This window comes from Amycolatopsis sp. lyj-108, assembly GCF_046549005.1.
Classification (GTDB): Bacteria; Actinomycetota; Actinomycetes; order Mycobacteriales; family Pseudonocardiaceae; genus Amycolatopsis.
On the sequence record NZ_JAJPWQ010000001.1, the window covers coordinates 716,899 to 732,902 of the forward strand.

General features: G+C 67.8%; 17 protein-coding genes. 12 read left to right on the forward strand and 5 right to left on the reverse strand.

Annotated features, from left to right (window positions below; all coding sequences use genetic code 11):
• Positions 1-268: 268 nt before the first annotated feature.
• From ACLJO0_RS03535 to ACLJO0_RS03560, 6 genes are all read left to right on the forward strand, one after another.
• Positions 269-1,810, forward strand: a complete 1,542-nt coding sequence (locus ACLJO0_RS03535) for an ABC transporter substrate-binding protein (protein WP_410576517.1) — start codon at positions 269-271, stop codon at positions 1,808-1,810.
• Positions 1,811-1,896: 86 nt separating this feature from the next.
• Positions 1,897-2,898, forward strand: coding sequence for an ABC transporter permease (locus tag ACLJO0_RS03540; protein WP_410576518.1), 1,002 nt, complete (start codon positions 1,897-1,899; stop codon positions 2,896-2,898).
• Complete coding sequence (locus tag ACLJO0_RS03545) at positions 2,895-3,830, forward strand: ABC transporter permease (protein WP_125791082.1); 936 nt, start codon at positions 2,895-2,897, stop codon at positions 3,828-3,830. Before ACLJO0_RS03540 ends, ACLJO0_RS03545 begins: the two co-directional genes overlap by 4 nt.
• A 6-nt stretch (positions 3,831-3,836) precedes the next feature.
• A complete protein-coding gene (locus tag ACLJO0_RS03550; protein WP_125791083.1) occupies positions 3,837-4,832 on the forward strand; it encodes an ABC transporter ATP-binding protein in 996 nt (331 codons plus the stop codon).
• Positions 4,829-5,947, forward strand: a complete 1,119-nt coding sequence (locus ACLJO0_RS03555; protein ID WP_410576519.1) for an ABC transporter ATP-binding protein — start codon at positions 4,829-4,831, stop codon at positions 5,945-5,947. The genes ACLJO0_RS03550 and ACLJO0_RS03555 overlap by 4 nt, the downstream gene beginning before the upstream one ends.
• 335 nt (positions 5,948-6,282) lie before the next feature.
• Positions 6,283-6,924: an SDR family oxidoreductase gene (locus ACLJO0_RS03560; protein ID WP_410576520.1), complete on the forward strand. Its 642-nt coding sequence runs from the start codon at positions 6,283-6,285 to the stop codon at positions 6,922-6,924.
• Here the strand turns inward: ACLJO0_RS03560 and ACLJO0_RS03565 are convergent.
• Entirely contained in the window at positions 6,917-7,480 is a 564-nt protein-coding gene (locus ACLJO0_RS03565; RefSeq protein WP_410576521.1) for a CGNR zinc finger domain-containing protein, read from the reverse strand. The two genes, ACLJO0_RS03560 and ACLJO0_RS03565, sit on opposite strands and share 8 nt — an antisense overlap.
• 87 nt (positions 7,481-7,567) lie before the next feature.
• Between ACLJO0_RS03565 and ACLJO0_RS03570 the strand changes: the two genes are divergently transcribed.
• The gene (locus ACLJO0_RS03570; RefSeq protein WP_410576522.1) at positions 7,568-8,266 is read left to right on the forward strand and encodes an SDR family oxidoreductase; all 699 of its coding nucleotides are present in this window, start codon (positions 7,568-7,570) and stop codon (positions 8,264-8,266) included.
• 181 nt (positions 8,267-8,447) lie between these two features.
• Entirely contained in the window at positions 8,448-9,245 is a 798-nt protein-coding gene (erm, locus tag ACLJO0_RS03575; RefSeq protein ID WP_410576523.1) for a 23S ribosomal RNA methyltransferase Erm, read from the forward strand.
• Here erm and ACLJO0_RS03580 read toward each other — a convergent pair.
• Positions 9,148-10,071 carry an EamA family transporter gene (locus ACLJO0_RS03580; protein ID WP_410576524.1) on the reverse strand — a complete coding sequence of 308 codons (924 nt, stop codon included), beginning with the start codon at positions 10,069-10,071 and terminating at the stop codon, positions 9,148-9,150. The genes erm and ACLJO0_RS03580 overlap by 98 nt on opposite strands.
• 87 nt (positions 10,072-10,158) lie before the next feature.
• On the opposite strand from ACLJO0_RS03580, the gene ACLJO0_RS03585 reads away from it, so the two are divergent.
• The gene (locus ACLJO0_RS03585; protein WP_410576525.1) at positions 10,159-11,118 is read left to right on the forward strand and encodes a LysR family transcriptional regulator; all 960 of its coding nucleotides are present in this window, start codon (positions 10,159-10,161) and stop codon (positions 11,116-11,118) included.
• Here the strand turns inward: ACLJO0_RS03585 and ACLJO0_RS03590 are convergent.
• Positions 11,054-11,659: a TetR/AcrR family transcriptional regulator gene (locus ACLJO0_RS03590; RefSeq protein WP_410576526.1), complete on the reverse strand. Its 606-nt coding sequence runs from the start codon at positions 11,657-11,659 to the stop codon at positions 11,054-11,056. The two genes, ACLJO0_RS03585 and ACLJO0_RS03590, sit on opposite strands and share 65 nt — an antisense overlap.
• A gap of 58 nt (positions 11,660-11,717) precedes the next feature.
• Here ACLJO0_RS03590 and ACLJO0_RS03595 point away from each other — a divergent pair, with 58 nt between their 5' ends.
• Positions 11,718-12,344 carry a peroxiredoxin-like family protein gene (locus tag ACLJO0_RS03595; protein WP_410576527.1) on the forward strand — a complete coding sequence of 209 codons (627 nt, stop codon included), beginning with the start codon at positions 11,718-11,720 and terminating at the stop codon, positions 12,342-12,344.
• Between the two features lie 112 nt (positions 12,345-12,456).
• Here ACLJO0_RS03595 and leuA read toward each other — a convergent pair whose 3' ends face one another.
• On the reverse strand, positions 12,457-14,214 hold the full coding sequence (gene leuA, locus ACLJO0_RS03600) for a 2-isopropylmalate synthase (RefSeq protein ID WP_410576528.1): 1,758 nt from the start codon (positions 14,212-14,214) through the stop codon (positions 12,457-12,459).
• Between the two features lie 244 nt (positions 14,215-14,458).
• On the opposite strand from leuA, the gene ACLJO0_RS03605 reads away from it, so the two are divergent.
• A complete protein-coding gene (locus ACLJO0_RS03605) occupies positions 14,459-14,824 on the forward strand; it encodes a hypothetical protein (protein ID WP_410576529.1) in 366 nt (121 codons plus the stop codon).
• 39 nt (positions 14,825-14,863) lie between these two features.
• Positions 14,864-15,112, forward strand: a complete 249-nt coding sequence (locus tag ACLJO0_RS03610; RefSeq protein WP_410576530.1) for a chemotaxis protein CheB — start codon at positions 14,864-14,866, stop codon at positions 15,110-15,112.
• 24 nt (positions 15,113-15,136) lie between these two features.
• On the opposite strand, the gene ACLJO0_RS03615 is transcribed toward ACLJO0_RS03610, so the two are convergent.
• Positions 15,137-15,898 carry an ANTAR domain-containing protein gene (locus ACLJO0_RS03615; RefSeq protein WP_410576531.1) on the reverse strand — a complete coding sequence of 254 codons (762 nt, stop codon included), beginning with the start codon at positions 15,896-15,898 and terminating at the stop codon, positions 15,137-15,139.
• Positions 15,899-16,004: the final 106 nt, after the last annotated feature.

The following is a 16,004-nucleotide window of genomic DNA, read 5'->3' on the forward strand; positions in this document are numbered from 1 at the left end:
CGTAACCTCGCGTGCTTAAGTGCGGGCTGAGTTCCCGCTAGTGTCGGCGAGCACACCGATCGTCCGCGGAGTTCGAGTTTCGACCGATCGACGCCGACGGTGCCTAAACACCGAATATCTCCTCAAGGGGTGCCAGATGCAGCAACTGCGGGTGACCCGAGCACGCCGTGTGGCCCTGATCGGGCTTGCCGGCGCACTCGCGGTCTCCATTTCCGCCTGTGCCGAATCGAAGCGTGAAGAAGGCGCAGGGGGTGGCTCGGGAGGCACCATGGTCTTCGGAGCCGCCGGTAACCCGAAGACGTTCGACCCGCTCTTCAACGACGACGGTGAAACCTTCCGCATCATCCGCCAGATGATGGACACGCTGATCATGAACAAGCCGGGGACCGCGGACCTCGAGCCGGGTCTGGCGGAGAAGTGGGAAGGCAGCAACGAAGGCAAGACCTGGACCTTCACCCTGAAGAAGGGTGTGAAGTTCCACGACGGCACCCCGTTCAACGCCGAAGCGGTCTGCTTCAACTTCAACCGCATGTTCAACATGAAGGGCGCCGCCGCCCAGAGCCAGATGATCTACTACGGCGACGTCTTCGAGGGCTTCGCGAAGAACGAGGGCGACGCTTCCGGCGACCCGGTGTTCAAGGACTGCCAGGCCAAGGACGAGTCCACCGCCGTCCTGAACCTGAACAAGGCCAAGGGCGCCTTCCCGGCGGCCTTCACCCTGCCGTCGCTGTCCATCCAGAGCCCGGACGCGCTGAAGAAGTACAACGCCGACGCCGTCACCCAGAGCGGTGACTCGTTCTCCTACCCGGAGTACGCGCTGAAGCACCCGACCGGCACCGGCCCGTTCAAGTTCGAGAGCTGGGACCAGGCCAAGGGTGAGATCACGCTGGTCAAGGCCACCGACTCGCCGACCCAGACGGCCAAGCTCGACAAGCTGGTCTTCAAGGTCATCCCGGACGAGAACGCCCGCAAGCAGGCGCTCAAGGCCGGCGACATCCAGGGCTACGACTACCCGTCGCCCGCGGACTACGGCCTGCTGCGCAACGACGGTGAGCAGGTGCTCATCCGCCCGTCGTTCAACATCCTGTACCTGGGCATCAACCAGAAGAACAACCCGAAGCTGAAGGACCCCAACGTCCGCAAGGCGCTGGCGTACGGCCTCAACCGTGAGCAGTTCGTGAAGTCGAAGCTCCCCGAGGGCGCCGAGACCGCGACGCAGTTCGTGCCGAAGGCGATCGACGGCTACAACGAGAACGTCACCAAGTACGACTACAACCTTCAGAAGGCGAAAGACCTGCTGAAGGCGGCCGGCGCCGAGGGCATGACCCTCAAGTTCTACTACCCGACCGAGGTCACCCGGCCGTACATGCCGAACCCGGCCGACATCTTCACCTCGCTGTCCGAGGACATGAAGGCCATGGGCATCAAGGTCGAGCCGATCGCCAAGCCGTGGAACGGTGGCTACAAGGACGACGTCCAGAAGGCGGGCAAGCACGACGTGCACCTGCTCGGCTGGACCGGTGACTACAACGACGCCGGTAACTTCGTCGGCACCTTCTTCGGCCGCGAGAAGGCGGAGTTCGGTTTCAGCAACCCCGAGCTCTTCAACGCCCTCTCCGCCGCGGACGCCGCGCCCGCCGGTGAGGCGCACACCAAGGCGTACCAGGAAGTCAACAAGCAGATCATGGAGTACCTGCCCGCCATCCCGATCTCCTACGGCCCCCCGGCGATCGTCGTCGGCCCGAAGGTGAAGGGTCTGGTCGCCAGCCCGCTGACCGACGAGCGCTTCTACACCGTCACGGTCAACTGATCCACCACCACTAAGCCACCAGGGGGTGGGCGCTACCGCGCCCGCCCCCTGTGGCCCATTCCCGGGCTGGCAACAAAGGAACGCACGTGCTCCGTTTTCTCGTGCGTCGGCTGCTACAAGCGATACCGACGCTCTTGATCCTGTCCATTTTGATCTTCGCCTGGCTACGGTCCCTTCCCGGCGGCCCCGCCGGCGCCCTGCTGGGTGACAAGGCGACCCCGGAGAAGATCGCCGACCTGAACAAGCTCCTCGGCCTCGACGATCCGATCTTCGTCCAGTACTTCAAGTTCCTAGGCCGGGCGATCACCGGCGACTTCGGCAACTCGCTGGTCTCCGCCCAGCCGGTCATGTCGGAGATCGGGAACTTCCTTCCCGCCACCCTCGAGCTCGGCTTCTGCGCGATGCTCATCGCGGTGGGCTTCGGCATCCCGTTCGGCTACCTGTCCGCCCGCTTCCGCGGCGGGACCGTCGACAACGTCATCATCGTGCTGAGCCTGGTCGGCGTCGCCGTGCCGGTGTTCTTCCTCGGCTACATGATGCAGGACCTGCTGGCCGCCCCGCTGGGACTTCCCTCGCAGGGCCGTCAGATGGCGGGCCTCGACGCCACCACCGTCACCGGGTTCGCCGTCCTCGACGGCATCATCACCCAGGAATGGGACGCCGCCTGGGACGCGATCGCCCACCTGATCCTCCCGGCGTTCGCGCTGGCCACGATTCCGCTCGCGGTCATCGTCCGGATCACCCGGGCTTCGGTGCTGGACGTGCTGAACGAGGACTTCATCCGCACGGCCAACTCGAAGGGCCTGACCCAGCCGATCGTCCGGCGCCGTCACGTGCTCCGCAACGGCCTGCTGCCGGTGGTCACCGTCATCGGTCTCCAGACCGGCGCGCTGCTCGGTGGCGCCGTGCTGACCGAGCGGGTGTTCAACTTCCGCGGCCTCGGCTTCCTGCTCGCCGAAGGCATCGAACGGCGTGACTACCCGCGTCTGCAGGCGCTGCTGCTGTTCGGCGCGCTGGTCTACGTGCTGGTGAACATGCTGGTCGACGTCTCGTACGGGCTCATCGACCCGAGGGTGCGTGTCCGATGAACACTTTGCTGAACAAGAAGAAGGAGCCGATCGACAAGCTCGCGGCTTCGTCGGCGAAGGGGCACAGCCTCGGTGGCGAGGCACTGCGCCGGATGATGCGGAGCCCGGTGGCCATCACCGGCGCCGTGATCACCGGACTGTTCCTGCTCGTGGCGATCTTCGCGCCGCTGCTGGCGCCGAAGGATCCCTACGAGCGGTATCTGCAGGGCCAGGTCATCCTCGGCCAGGGCATCATTCCGGGCGCTCAGCCCGGTTTCCCGCTCGGTGTCGACGACTTCGGCCGCGACTACCTTTCGCGGCTGCTGGTCGGCGCGCAGAACACGCTGCTGGTCGGTGTGCTCGCGACGATCATCGGCGTCGTGGTCGGCATGATCATCGGTGGCCTCGCCGGCGCTTTCGGCGGCTGGGTCGACACCGTGCTGATGCGGCTCGTCGACGTCATGCTGTCCGTGCCGTCGCTGCTGCTGGCGATCTCGGTCGCCGCGCTGTTCCAGAAGCCGAGCCAGTGGACGGTGATCGTCGCGGTGTCGATGGTCAGCGTGCCGATTTTCGCGCGGTTGCTGCGTGGGTCGATGCTCGCGCAACGGAACAGCGACCATGTGCTCGCGGCGACGTCGCTCGGCGTCAAACGCAGGGCGGTCGTGTTGCGGCATATGCTGCCCAACTCGCTCGGCCCGGTCATCGTGCAGGCCACGCTGACCCTGGCGACCGCCATCCTCGAGGCGGCTGCGCTGTCGTTCCTCGGTCTCGGCGACCCGGACCCGAACCGGGCGGAATGGGGCATCATGCTGAGCCGCAGCGCTCGGCAGTTCCTCGACATCCGCCCCGAGCTGGCGTACTACCCGGCCATCGCGATCATCATCGTCGCGCTCGGGTTCACGCTGCTCGGCGAGTCCTTGCGGGAAGCCCTCGATCCGAAGAACAGGCGGTGATCTTTCATGGCTCTCCTTGAAGTACGCGACCTCAAGGTCGTTTTCCAACGGCGCGGCGAGAAGCCGTTCACCGCGGTGGACGAGGTCAGTTTCGACGTCGAACCCGGCCAGACGGTCGGCCTCGTCGGCGAGTCCGGTTGCGGCAAGTCCGTGACCTCGCTGGCGATCATGCGGCTGCTCGCGAAACGCGGCAACCACGTCAGCGGTTCGGTGTCGTTCGAAGGCACGGATCTGCTCAGCCTGCCGGACAAGGAAATGCGGGACCGCCGCGGCCGCGACCTCGGCATGGTGTTCCAGGATCCGCTGTCCTCGCTGAACCCGGTCATCCCGATCGGCCTCCAGATCACCGAGGTGCTGGAGCGGCATCGCGGGATGTCGCGCAAGGCGGCGTCGGTGGAGGCGGCGGAACTGCTGGACAAGGTCGGCATCCCCGACCCGGCACGGCGGCTTTCCGAGTACCCGCACCAGCTTTCCGGCGGGATGCGGCAGCGCGCGCTGATCGCGATCGCGCTCGCCTGCCGTCCCCGGCTGCTCATCGCCGACGAGCCGACCACCGCGCTCGACGTGACGATCCAGGCGCAGATCCTCGCGCTGCTGCGGGAACTGGTGCAGGACACCGGGACCGCGCTGATCATGATCACGCACGACCTCGGTGTCGTCGCCGGACTCTGCGACGAGGTCAACGTGCTCTACGGCGGCAAGATCGTCGAGCGGGCCGAGCGGCACTCGCTGTTCGCCGAGCCCCGGCATCCGTACACGCACGGCCTGCTCGCCTCGATCCCGCGTCTCGACGCGGGCCGCGGAGAGAAACTCATCCCCATCAAGGGATCCGTCTCCGACAACATCCCGTGGGACGGCGGTTGCGCCTTCGCGCCCCGCTGCCCGAACGCTCTCGGCGTGTGCCGGGAGGTTTCACCGCAGCTGACCCCCGATCGCGGAGGACTGCTGCGCTGCCACAACCCGGTGATCCCGGCCGTGGCCGCACGAGGAGGGGCCCGATGACGCACGCGGTACCGGAGCAGGAAGTACTGCTCGAGGTCAACGACCTCAAGGTGCACTTCCCGATCAAACGCGGCATCGTCTTCGACCGCACGGTCGGGTACGTGTACGCCGTGGACGGCGTCGATCTGGCCATCCGCAAGGGTGAAACCTACGGTCTGGTCGGGGAATCCGGCTGCGGGAAGTCCACTTTGGGCAGGGCGATCCTCCGGCTGACCGAGCTGACGAACGGCAACGTCGTCTTCGACGGCACCGACGTCGCGGGCCTCAAGGGCGAGGACCTGCGCAAGGCCCGCCGCCGGATGCAGATGGTCTTCCAGGACCCGATGTCCTCTTTGGACCCTCGGCAGTCGGTGGAATCCATTCTGACCGAAGGAATGAAGGCGCACGGCCTCGCCGACGACAAGGAAACGACCGCCAAGCGGTTGCGTGAACTCCTGTCCGCCGTGGGTCTTCCGGAGTCCTCGCTGCGGAAGTACCCGCACGAGTTCTCGGGCGGCCAGCGTCAGCGCATCGGCATCGCGCGGGCGCTCGCGGTCGAACCGGACCTGATCGTCGCCGACGAACCGGTGTCCGCGCTGGACGTCTCGGTGCAGGCGCAGGTGGTCAACCTCCTGGAAGATCTGCAGACGAAACTCGGGCTCACCTACCTGGTGATCGCGCACGACCTCGCGGTGGTGCGGCACATCTCCGACCGCATCGGCGTGATGTACCTCGGCTCGCTGGTCGAAGAGGCCGACGCCGACACGCTGTACGAGAACCCGCTGCACCCGTACACGCGGGCGCTGCTCTCGGCGATCCCCGTGCCGGACCCGGTGGTGGAGGACAGCCGGGAGCAGATCCTGCTCGCCGGCGACCTGCCCTCGCCGGCGCGGCCGCCGTCCGGCTGCCGGTTCCACACGCGGTGCCCGTGGAAGCAGCAGAGCCTGTGCGACACCGACCGCCCGCAGCTGCGGGAGATCGGCGCCGGGCACCGGGTCGCCTGCCACTACGCGGAGGACATCCGCGATGGCCGGATCAAACCGCATGAGGTCAAGGCGGAACTCGTCGGCGCCGGAGAGCTGAACCCGGACGTCGGCGGTCTGCCGGACGTCGGCTCGGCGGCGGAGATCCTCTAGCTCCAGCGAAGTACATGAAGGCCCCCTTCCTTGCGTCCAGCTACAGGAAGGGGGCCTTCATGTACTTGGGACCACCGCAAGTAGGTGACGAATTGCGGCGGGCGCGTGACCGGACGCGTTGCGAAAGCCACTTTCGCAACGTTGAAGGTTGCGAAAGTGGCTTTCGCAACACGCGCGGCCCCGTCGGGCGGCCCTGTCGGCGAGGCGCCAAACCCCGCCGCAAGGCCAAGCACCACCGCAATTAGTCACCTACTTGCGGCGCCCATCGCAAGTAGGTGACGAATTGCGGCGGGTGTGACCAGGCAAAAGCGGCCGCCTTCGGGCAGACTCGTGTAATGCGGGTCACAGTGCTGGGTGCGTCGGGGCGGACGGGGATCCACGTGGTCCGGCTCCTGCGGGGGCGGGGTCATCAGGTGCGGGCGGGGTTGCGCAGCCGTCGCCGCGCCGACGAGGTCGCCGGTCTCGGCGCCGAAACCGTGGTCGCGGACGTCACCGCCGACGCGGACGACCTCGTCGAGGCGCTCGCCGGTTCCGAGGTGGTGATCAGCGCGATCGGCGCGCCCGATCCGGATCAGGCCTCGGTCGATCTCGTCGACCGCGACGGCGTGATCACCGCGATCCGCGCGGCGGAGAAGGCGGGTGTCTCGCGGTTCGTGCAGCTTTCCGCGCAGTTCGCGGACGCGCCGGATCAGGGCGATCGCCTGGTGCGGTCGATCCTGATGGCGAAGCAGATCTCCGACAGCGTCCTCCGCCGTTCGAGCCTGAACTGGACGATCGTCCGGCCCGGCACGCTCACCGACGACCATCCCACCGGCCACGTCAAGGTCGCCGGTCACCTCGAACCGGGCCGCGTCTCCCGCGCGGACGTCGCCGCCGTCCTGGTCGGCACGCTGGAAGAGCCGCTCACCGAGAACCAGGGTTTCGACGTCATCGGCGGCGAGATCCCGATCCCGTCGGCGCTGGCCTCGTTCAGCTGAGCGCTTTCTTCCGCTCCCGCGCCGCCCGCAGGTTCGCGACGTTCCCGCAGGTCCGCACGTCGTGCCAGACCCCGCTGTTGTTGCGCGAGACGTCGTAGAAGGCCGAACGGCAGCCGTCGAGCCGGCACAGTTTCAGCCGCGGCCAGATCCCGGCCTGCTGCGCGAGCAGCGTTTCCGTCCACAGCGCCGAAGTGAGCCACTGCCGTCCGGTACCGGACGGGAACAGCCGGACGACGCCGTCCCGCAGGGCCAGATCCGCCTTGATCGGCTTCTGGACGGCCACATCGTCGCCGTCCAGGAGCGAAACGAAAGACCCGCGAAGCTCTCGAAGCGCGCGAAGGTCGCTCGGACCCAGCGTGATCTCGGGCACGTCGGCGTCCCGGGTCCGCGACCATTCCGCCAGCGCCTCGGCGGCCCAGGGCCGCGCCAGATCGGCGTCGCTCAGCAGGTCGAGGCCGTGTGTCTTGATCGCCTTCGTGTTGAGGAAGTCCTGAACGAGCGCCAGCCCCGACGGGGCGGTGCGTAACCGGTAGCGGTCGGTCGCGGTCCATGACATAGGTCAAGCGTACTTGACTCTGTCGGCTCGCGTCTCCATCCTGACGACAGAGGCAAAAGCCGAACACTTCTGTCAAGGGAGCAAGTCATGACCTCCATCGAAGGCGCCGTCGTCCTGGTCACCGGCGGACAGCGCGGACTCGGCAAGGCGTTCGTCGCCGAACTGCTCGGCCGCGGCGCGGCCAAGGTGTACGCGACCGCCAGGTCGCCGCGCGAGGAGACCGACCCGCGGATCGTGCCGCTCCCGCTCGACGTCACCGACCCGGAATCCGTCCGCGCGCTGGCCGAGCGGGCGAGTGACGTCACGGTCGTCTTCAACAACGCCGGGGTCCTCGGCCTCGGCTCGCTGCTCACCGAAGACGTCGACGCGCACCGCCCGGTCTTCGAGACGAACGTCTTCGGTGCGCTGCGGATCGCGCAAGCGTTTGCGCCGCGGCTCAAGGACGGCGGAGCACTGGTCAACGTGCATTCGATCCTGTCGTGGGCGGCGGGCTCGGGTTCCTACGGCGCGTCGAAGGCGGCCTTCTGGTCGCTCACCAACTCGCTCCGGATCGAGTTCGCCGAGCAGGGCACCCACGTCGTCGGCGTCCACCTCGCCTACACCGACACCGACATGACCCAGGGCCTCGACATCCCCAAGAACGACCCGCGTGACGTCGCCCGTCAGGTCGTCGACGGGCTCGAAAAGGGCGAGACCGAAGTGCTCACCGACGACCTCACACGCGGGGTCAAGGCCGCGCTGTCCGGGCCGGTCGAGCACCTGGGTACGAGCCGGATCGGCGCGTAAAACCGTTCGCGGGAGCACACCGGCCCGAGGTAGTTTCGCCGCCATGTGTGCTTCCGCGTTCACCAGGACCCGCCGCGCCTAGCGGCGGATCCCCAGCGTCCAGCAAGGAACCGTCGCCCGAGCGAGTCATCGCCGGGCCCGCCTCGTGCTGCCCGGCTCACCTCGAAGCCGCGGAGATCCCTTGCGCACACAACGTCCTGGCCGTCATGAACTCGGCCAGAACTTCCTCATCGACCGGAACACCATCGAAACCGTGGTGCGGCTCGTCGCCGTCACCGACGGGCCGATCATCGAGATCGGCCCTGGCGACGGCGCGCTGACCCTGCCCCTGCAACGGCTGGGCAGGCGGTTGACCGGCGTCGAAATCGACGACCGCCGTGCCGCGAGGCTGGCGGGCCGCGTCGAGCCGCCGACGGAGATCGTCACCGCGGACTTCCTGCGGTTCACCCCGCCGCCGACGCCGTACGTGCTGGTCGGCAATCTGCCGTTCCATCTGACCACCGCGCTGCTGCGGCGCGTCCTCACCGCTCCGATGTGGACGGACGCCGTACTGCTCACGCAGTGGGAGGTGGCGCGCCGCCGCGCGGGTGTCGGCGGCGCGACGATGATGACCGCGCAGTGGTGGCCGTGGTTCGAGTTCCGGCTGGTCAGCAGGGTCCCGGCGACGGCATTCCGGCCTCGGCCCGGCGTCGACGGCGGGCTGTTGACCATGACCCGCAGGGAGCGTCCGCTCGTCGAAGACCGCGAGCGCTATCAGGACTTCGTGCGGCGCGTGTTCACCGGCCGGGGCCGGGGGATCGCGGAGATGGTCGGCGCGTCCCGCGAGACCCGGCGCTGGCTTCAGGAGGAGCGGATTCCGCCGACGGCCCTGCCCAAGACCCTCACCGCACGCCAGTGGGCTGAGGTGTTTCGGCTTCAGCGAGGAAGTCCGGCTCGCGCACGCGGCGTTTCGCCGAACCGAACAGGACCCCGCCGATGACCACGGCCGCCGCGACGATCTCCAGCGGCGACGGCCGCTCGTCCAGCACCAGGAACGCCATCGACAGCCCGACCACCGGCACCAGCAGGGAGAACGGCGCGACCACGCCCGCCGGATTGCGGCGCATCAGCGACGTCCAGATCCCGGAGCCGACGATCGTGCCGAACAGCACCACGTAGGCGAGCCCGCCGAGGCCGATCAGCCCGGTCGGGGTCCCCAGCGTGCTCAGCGAGTGCCCGATCTCGGCGGGGCCCTCCATGACCAGCGACAGCGCGAACATCGGCAGCGGCGGCACCACCGACATCCAGAGGACGAAGTTCAGCGGGTTGTCCGGTGCCGCCTGTCGGGTGCTCAGGTTGCCGAACGCCCAGCTCAGCGCGCCGAGCAGGGTCAGGATCACCGGCAGCAGGGCGGCGTTCCCCGCCTGCTGCCAGGCGATCGTCGCCATCCCGGCGACGGCGAGCAGTATTCCGGCGAGCTGCCGCCTCGACACGCGTTCCCGCAGGAAGACGGCGCCGAGCAGGACGGTGAACGGGGCCGAAGCCTGCAGCACCAGCGACGCGAGACCGGTCGGCATGCCGGTGTCCATCGCGATGAAGAGGAACACGAACTGCCCGGTGCCGAACCCGAGCCCGTAGCCGAGCAGGTGGCGGATCTTCACCTTCGGCCATGGCACGAACAGGATGGTCGGGATGGCGATGACCGCGAAGCGCAGCCCGCCGGCGAAGACGGGCGGGAACTGGCCGAGGGTGGCGTGGATGGCGAGAAAGTTGCAGCCCCAGAGGACGGCGACGAGCAGGGCGAGCAGACGATCGCGGGCGGGCATGTCTTCACTCTTACGGGTAACGACCATTTAGGACCAGCGAGAATATTTGCAGCGACCGTTCAGTTCGGCTTCACATATGCTGGCGGCATGGACATCGGCCGGTTGCGGACCCTGCGGGAGTTCGCCGACCGCGGCAGCGTGACGGCGGCCGCGAAGGCGTTGCACTGCACCCCGTCCGCGGTTTCCCAGCAGCTGCGCGCCTTGCAAAGTGACGTCGGTCTCGCGCTCACGGAACCCGCCGGGCGAGGGCTGCGGCTGACCGACGCGGGCCGCGCGCTGGTCGCCCGCGCGGACGACGTGCTCGCCGCCCTCGAACGCGCGGAGTCCGAATTGGACACTTACCGCAGCGCTCCTCGCGGCCGCGTGCGGATGGCGATCTTCCAGTCGGCCGGGCTGATGCTGCTGCCCGGCCTGCTGCACCGGACGGCGGAGTTCGACGGACTGGACGTCATCGTGCGCGACGTCGACATGACCCCGCCGGAGGTCCCCGGGCTCGTCGCGGATTACGACATCGTGGTGGCGCACCGGGACGAGCACGCGCCGTCGCTCGGGTCGGACCGGCTGGAGACACGGCATCTGCTGCGTGAACCGCTCGACGTCGCGCTCCCCGCGGGGCATCGGCTCGCGAAACGGCGCCGCATCGAGCTCGCCGAACTGGCCGACGAACGCTGGATCAGCGTCAACGCCGGCTTCCCGGTCGACGACATCCTCCAGTCGCTGATCATCCGCACCGGCGTGCGCCCGCAGGTGGTCCAGCGCATCAACGATTTCCGCATCACCGAACGGCTCGTCGCGGCCGGGCATGGGATCGCGTTGCTGCCCAGGTACACAATGGACACTCGCCGCGGCAGCGGTCTCGTCTGCCGTCCGCTCGCCGGGATCAAGGCGGCGCGGCACGTGGAGGCGGTGTATCGGCTCGGCGCGTCTTCGCGGCCGGCGGTGGCGAAGGTGCTCGACGCGCTCGCCGACGAGGTCGCGGCGCTCACGGGCGAGCGTGACTCTTCAGATGGTCCAGCGCGATCCGGAGCGCGTCGGCGATCGGCGTGATGTCGTGCCGCACGTGGGCCATCAGCAGACCGCCCTGGACACAGGCCATCGCGGCCTGCGCGAGCCTGGCCGGGTCGGCGTCGTCGATGAGCTTTCCCTTTGCTTGCAAGGACTCCAGTCCGCGTTCGAGATGTGACTCCCATTCGCGGTAGGCCTTGTCGAGCAGCGGCGCCATCTTGGGGTCGTCGCCGAGTTCGCCGGTGAGGTTGCCGAGCGGGCAGGCGATCGGTCCCTGGGGGGTGGTCTGGACGGCCAGGATCTCGCTCGCCCACTGGTCGAAATCGGCCCAGTCGTGCAGCTCGAAGATGGTCGGCTGGTTGCCGAGGATCTTCTCGAGGAAGCGGGCGATGACCGCTTCGACGAGTTCGTCCTTGTTCTTGAAGTAGTGGTACATCTGCGATTTCCCGGCGCCACTGGCCGCGAGCACCTTGTCGACGCTCGTCCCGGCCACGCCGTTGACGTACATCAGCGCGGCGGCCGCGTCGACGATCGCGTCCCGAGTCATCCGCCCTCGCGGGGTCTTCGCCGGTTGACCACTCATGTACCGGATAGTACAGTCGGCCGCACTGTACCGATCAGTACAACCAGAGGAGCCGACCATGGGGGATCTCAACACCGACCTCGCCGAGCTGCGGAGCTCGGTCGCGAGCCACGTTCCGGCGGAGATCGCCGAGGTGCTCAAGGCCGACCGCGAAACGTTCGTCGGGGTGGTCGCCGAGGCGGCCGCGAAGCCGGGGACGGCGATGCCGGAGCTCACGCTGCCGGACGCCGGCGGCGCTCAGGTCCGGGTCGCGGACGGGCCGGCGGTCGTCGTGTTCTATCGCGGCGCGTGGTGTCCGTACTGCAACCTGGCCTTGCGCACGTACCAGCAGGAACTGTTGCCGGAGCTGGAAAACCTGGGCGTGAAACTGGTCGCGGTCAGCCCGCAGCTGCCGGACGACTCGCTGTCCACAAAGGATCTGGAGTTCACCGTGCTGTCCGATGTGGACAACGCGCTCGGGCGTGCACTCGGCATCACGTTCGAGCTGGCGCCGGAGACGAAGCCGGTCTTCGACACGCTCATCGGCGACGTCGAGAAGATCAACGGGGCGGCGGACTGGGAACTGCCGTACCCGACCGTCCTGGTCGTGGACGGCGAAGGCGTCATCCGCTACATCGACGTACACCCGGACTACACCACCCGCACCGACCCGGCCGACATCCTGGCCGCCGTGAAGGCCCTCTAACCCGGCGCAAGTAGTCCTCTGGTTGCGGGTTGTGCGGGCGTCACACGTGAGATGAAGGGGCCTTTCACAGCAAAATTTGCTATGAAAGGCCCCTTCATCTCAATCGGGAGACCTACCGGTGAGCCCGGTTCACGGCCGAGACGACGGCCCGCAGCGAAGCGGTCACGATCGACGGGTCGATCCCGATGCCCCAGTACACCCGGTCGGAGATCGCGCACTCGATGTACGACGCGGCGCGCGCGTCGTCGCCCGGCGAGAGCGTGTGCTCGCTGTAGTCCAGCAGCCGCAGGTCGAACCCGACGGTCGACAGCGCGTCGAAGAACGCCGCGATCGGGCCGTTCCCGCGGCCGGTGACCTCGTGTTCGTCGCCTTCGACCCGGACGGTGGCGGTGATGTCGTACTCGCCGTCGCCGTTGTCCCTGACGTGCCGGCGGACCAGCTCCAGCGGCGTCTTCAGCTCCAGGTACTCGGCCGAGAACGCGTTCCACATCGTGGTCGGGTCGACCTCGCCGCCCTCGGTGTCGGTGTGGCGCTGGACGACCTTCGAGAACTCGATCTGCAGGCGCCGCGGCAGGTCGAGCTGGTGCTCGGCCTTCATGATGTAGGCGACGCCGCCCTTGCCGGACTGCGAGTTCACCCGGATGACGGCCTCGTAGTTGCGGCCGATGTCCTTCGGGTCGATCGGCAGGTACGGGACCTCCCACGGGTGCTCGTCGACCGGCGTCCCCGCCTTGTCGGCGGCGGCATTCATCGCGTCGAGGCCCTTGTTGATCGCGTCCTGGTGGCTGCCGGAGAACGCGGTGAACACCAGGTCACCCGCCCACGGGCTGCGTTCGTGCACGGGCAGCTGGTTGCAGTATTCGACGGTCCGCTTGATCTCGTCCATGTCGGAGAAGTCGATCTGCGGGTCGACGCCCTGGCTGTACAGGTTCATGCCCAGCGCGACCAGGTCGACGTTGCCGGTGCGCTCGCCGTTGCCGAACAGGCAGCCTTCGATCCGGTCCGCGCCGGCCTGGAAGCCCAGTTCGGCGGCGGCGATGCCGGTGCCGCGGTCGTTGTGCGGGTGCAGCGACAGGATCACCGAATCGCGGCGCTCCAGGTTGCGGTGCATCCACTCGATCGAGTCGGCGTAGACGTTCGGTGACGCCATCTCGACGGTGGCGGGCAGATTCAGGATGACCGGCTTCTCCGGCGTCGGCTGCCAGATCTCGGTGATCGTGTTGCAGACCTCGAGCGCGTACGACAGCTCGGTGCCCGTGTAGGACTCCGGCGAGTACTGGAAGCGGAAGTCGGTGTCCGGCTGCTTCGCGGCGTAGTCGACGACCAGCTCAGCGGCCTGCGAAGCGATCTTCGTGATGCCGATGCGCTCCTCGCGGAACACGACGCGACGCTGCAGGATCGAGGTCGAGTTGTAGATGTGGACGATCGCGCGCGGCGCGCCTTCGAGCGCCTTGAACGTGCGCTCGATCAGTTCCGGGCGGCACTGGGTCAGCACCTGGATGCTGACGTCGTCCGGGATGGCGCCCTCGTCGATGATCTCGCGGACGAAGTCGAAGTCCGTCTGCGACGCCGCCGGGAAGCCGACCTCGATCTCCTTGTAGCCCATGCGGACCAGCAGGTCGAAGAACTTGCGCTTGCGCGCGGGCGACATCGGGTCGATCAGGGCCTGGTTGCCGTCGCGCAGGTCGACCGCGCACCACAGCGGCGCGGTGTCGATGCGCTTGTCCGGCCAGGTGCGGTCGGGCAGCGAGATGTCCTCGACCAGGTCGTACCAGGGGCGATAGCGGTGTACGGGCATCGAAGTGCCGCGCTGGGTGTTCCACGAAGCCTGCTCGGAAGGGGCCGGGCGCGTGGGCTTACGGATGCTCATGAGGGGAAGGTTCTCCTGAAGAATCGGGTGCGACGACCGGCACCACGAAGCCCCGCGACGGGGAGCCGGTCCGATCAGGCCCCGTCGCGGCAGCGAAGCAGGAGAACTCGAGCCACGACGTCACCTTAACCACGAGATCTCCCGAAAGGAAACCCGGGCCGCGATCGAACCGTGACCACGGCGGCGCCCATTCGGGTTACTCGCGGGTAGCAATCGGACCAGACGGCGTGCCACACTGCCCGGCATGGGCGAGCACGCTGAAGAGAAGGAAACCGCTGATCAGGAGACCAGACGCAAGGTCGACTGGCGGGCAGGGGGCGGGCGCGCGGCCGGGATACTGGCGAGCGTGGTCCGGTGGGTCGGCCTGGTCTTCGCGGCCATCCTGGTGCTGCACGTCGTCTTCGTGATCGGCGAGGCGAACCCCGGCAACGGCATCGTGTCGTTCGTCCGCGGCTGGGCCGACGGGCTCCTGCTGGGCTTCAAGGACCTCTTCATGCCCGAAGACGCCAAGCTCCGCGTGCTGATCAACTACGGCATCGCCGCGATCTTCTGGATGGTCGTCACGGGCATCCTCGCGAAGATCATCCGTCGCGTGGGCGGTTCGGCCTAGCAAGGCGCTTTGTGGGGCCGGGAGCACCACGTTCGGAATATGCCCGGGCGCGGCCGCCACGAGGCGGCTTACGAGATCGTCGCCATCGCCTCGTCGGCGGGTGGGGTCAAGGCGCTGATCGAGGTGTTCGGCGCCCTGCCCGCAGACTTTCCCGTGCCCGTGGTCGTCGTCCAGCATCTCGACCCGCGCCGCGAAACGCTCCTCGCCGGAATCCTCGACCGCCGGTCTTCGCTCAGCGTCAAGCTGGCCGAGGCCGGTGACGTCCGGGCGGCGGAGTCGTGCTGGTGATCGAGCGGCGGCAGCCCACGTGAGTCAGGGGCGGTGGTTCGCCTTCGTCGCATGCTCGGAGAGCGACGCCGCCAGGTCGGCCGCGGTCATGCGGCGGCTGAGCAGCCTCTCGCAAATCGGGCCGATCCGCAGATTGTGGTTGCGCGCGTAGTGGCGGATCAGGTGGAACGCGTCCTCCGTGCCGATCTCCAACCTGGCCGACACGAGTCCCTTGGCCTGCTCGATGATCACCCGGCTGCTGAGCGCCCCTTGCAGTTGTTCCGAGGTGGTGGTGAGCCCGGCGATCGCCCGGTGGTTGAGCATGCCGATCGTCGCCGCGTCGGCGAGCGCGCTCGCGATCCACACATCGGCTTCCGGTAGCCCGGTGGTCTCCGCGGTCAAGATCGTCACCGCACCGAGAACCTCCTCGTGGCGGCTGAACGGGAACGCGTGCACGGTGTGGAAACCGAGGGAAAGGGCGGCGGGCGCCAGCCGCTCCCACCGTGCGGTCGCCTCGTCGAGCCGGACGCCGACGACCGGTCGCCGGCTTTCGCAGCTGTCGATTCCAGGGCCCTCTTCGGCGAGGAATTCGCCGATCGAGGGTTCCCCGAGCCGCTCGTCCGTGTTCACCACGACAGGCAGGGCGTCGTGGACGCCGAAGACGGCCAGCCGGATCGACGACGATGGAATCAATTGGGCGTAGCGATCCGCCACACAGAGCCAATAATTCACCGGGTCGAGGGTGGGAGCCAGCGTGTCGGCCAGCTCCAGCAACGTATCGGCGACCCATCTTTCGCGATTTCGCATCAGAAGCGGCCTTCCTGCGGATTGCAGTTCTCAGAGGCGCTGGGTAATCAACGTTAGTCCTCCGCCGGAAGCCCCAAAACCCCTGTGGCTCAGCCATTCGGGTCAC

What these genes read in the sequence shown, in the direction of transcription:
- ACLJO0_RS03580 (WP_410576524.1), bottom strand. Translation starts at nt 10,071, where the DNA reads ATGCCCGCCCGCGATCGTCTGCTCGCCCTGCTCGTCGCCGTCCTCTGG.
- ACLJO0_RS03535 (WP_410576517.1), top strand. Translation starts at nt 269, where the DNA reads ATGGTCTTCGGAGCCGCCGGTAACCCGAAGACGTTCGACCCGCTCTTC.
- ACLJO0_RS03585 (WP_410576525.1), top strand. Translation starts at nt 10,159, where the DNA reads ATGGACATCGGCCGGTTGCGGACCCTGCGGGAGTTCGCCGACCGCGGC.
- ACLJO0_RS03545 (WP_125791082.1), top strand. Translation starts at nt 2,895, where the DNA reads ATGAACACTTTGCTGAACAAGAAGAAGGAGCCGATCGACAAGCTCGCG.
- leuA (WP_410576528.1), bottom strand. Translation starts at nt 14,214, where the DNA reads ATGAGCATCCGTAAGCCCACGCGCCCGGCCCCTTCCGAGCAGGCTTCG.
- ACLJO0_RS03565 (WP_410576521.1), bottom strand. Translation starts at nt 7,480, where the DNA reads ATGTCATGGACCGCGACCGACCGCTACCGGTTACGCACCGCCCCGTCG.
- ACLJO0_RS03605 (WP_410576529.1), top strand. Translation starts at nt 14,459, where the DNA reads ATGGGCGAGCACGCTGAAGAGAAGGAAACCGCTGATCAGGAGACCAGA.
- ACLJO0_RS03550 (WP_125791083.1), top strand. Translation starts at nt 3,837, where the DNA reads ATGGCTCTCCTTGAAGTACGCGACCTCAAGGTCGTTTTCCAACGGCGC.
- ACLJO0_RS03610 (WP_410576530.1), top strand. Translation starts at nt 14,864, where the DNA reads ATGCCCGGGCGCGGCCGCCACGAGGCGGCTTACGAGATCGTCGCCATC.
- ACLJO0_RS03590 (WP_410576526.1), bottom strand. Translation starts at nt 11,659, where the DNA reads ATGAGTGGTCAACCGGCGAAGACCCCGCGAGGGCGGATGACTCGGGAC.
- ACLJO0_RS03560 (WP_410576520.1), top strand. Translation starts at nt 6,283, where the DNA reads ATGCGGGTCACAGTGCTGGGTGCGTCGGGGCGGACGGGGATCCACGTG.
- ACLJO0_RS03555 (WP_410576519.1), top strand. Translation starts at nt 4,829, where the DNA reads ATGACGCACGCGGTACCGGAGCAGGAAGTACTGCTCGAGGTCAACGAC.
- ACLJO0_RS03570 (WP_410576522.1), top strand. Translation starts at nt 7,568, where the DNA reads ATGACCTCCATCGAAGGCGCCGTCGTCCTGGTCACCGGCGGACAGCGC.
- ACLJO0_RS03615 (WP_410576531.1), bottom strand. Translation starts at nt 15,898, where the DNA reads ATGCGAAATCGCGAAAGATGGGTCGCCGATACGTTGCTGGAGCTGGCC.
- ACLJO0_RS03595 (WP_410576527.1), top strand. Translation starts at nt 11,718, where the DNA reads ATGGGGGATCTCAACACCGACCTCGCCGAGCTGCGGAGCTCGGTCGCG.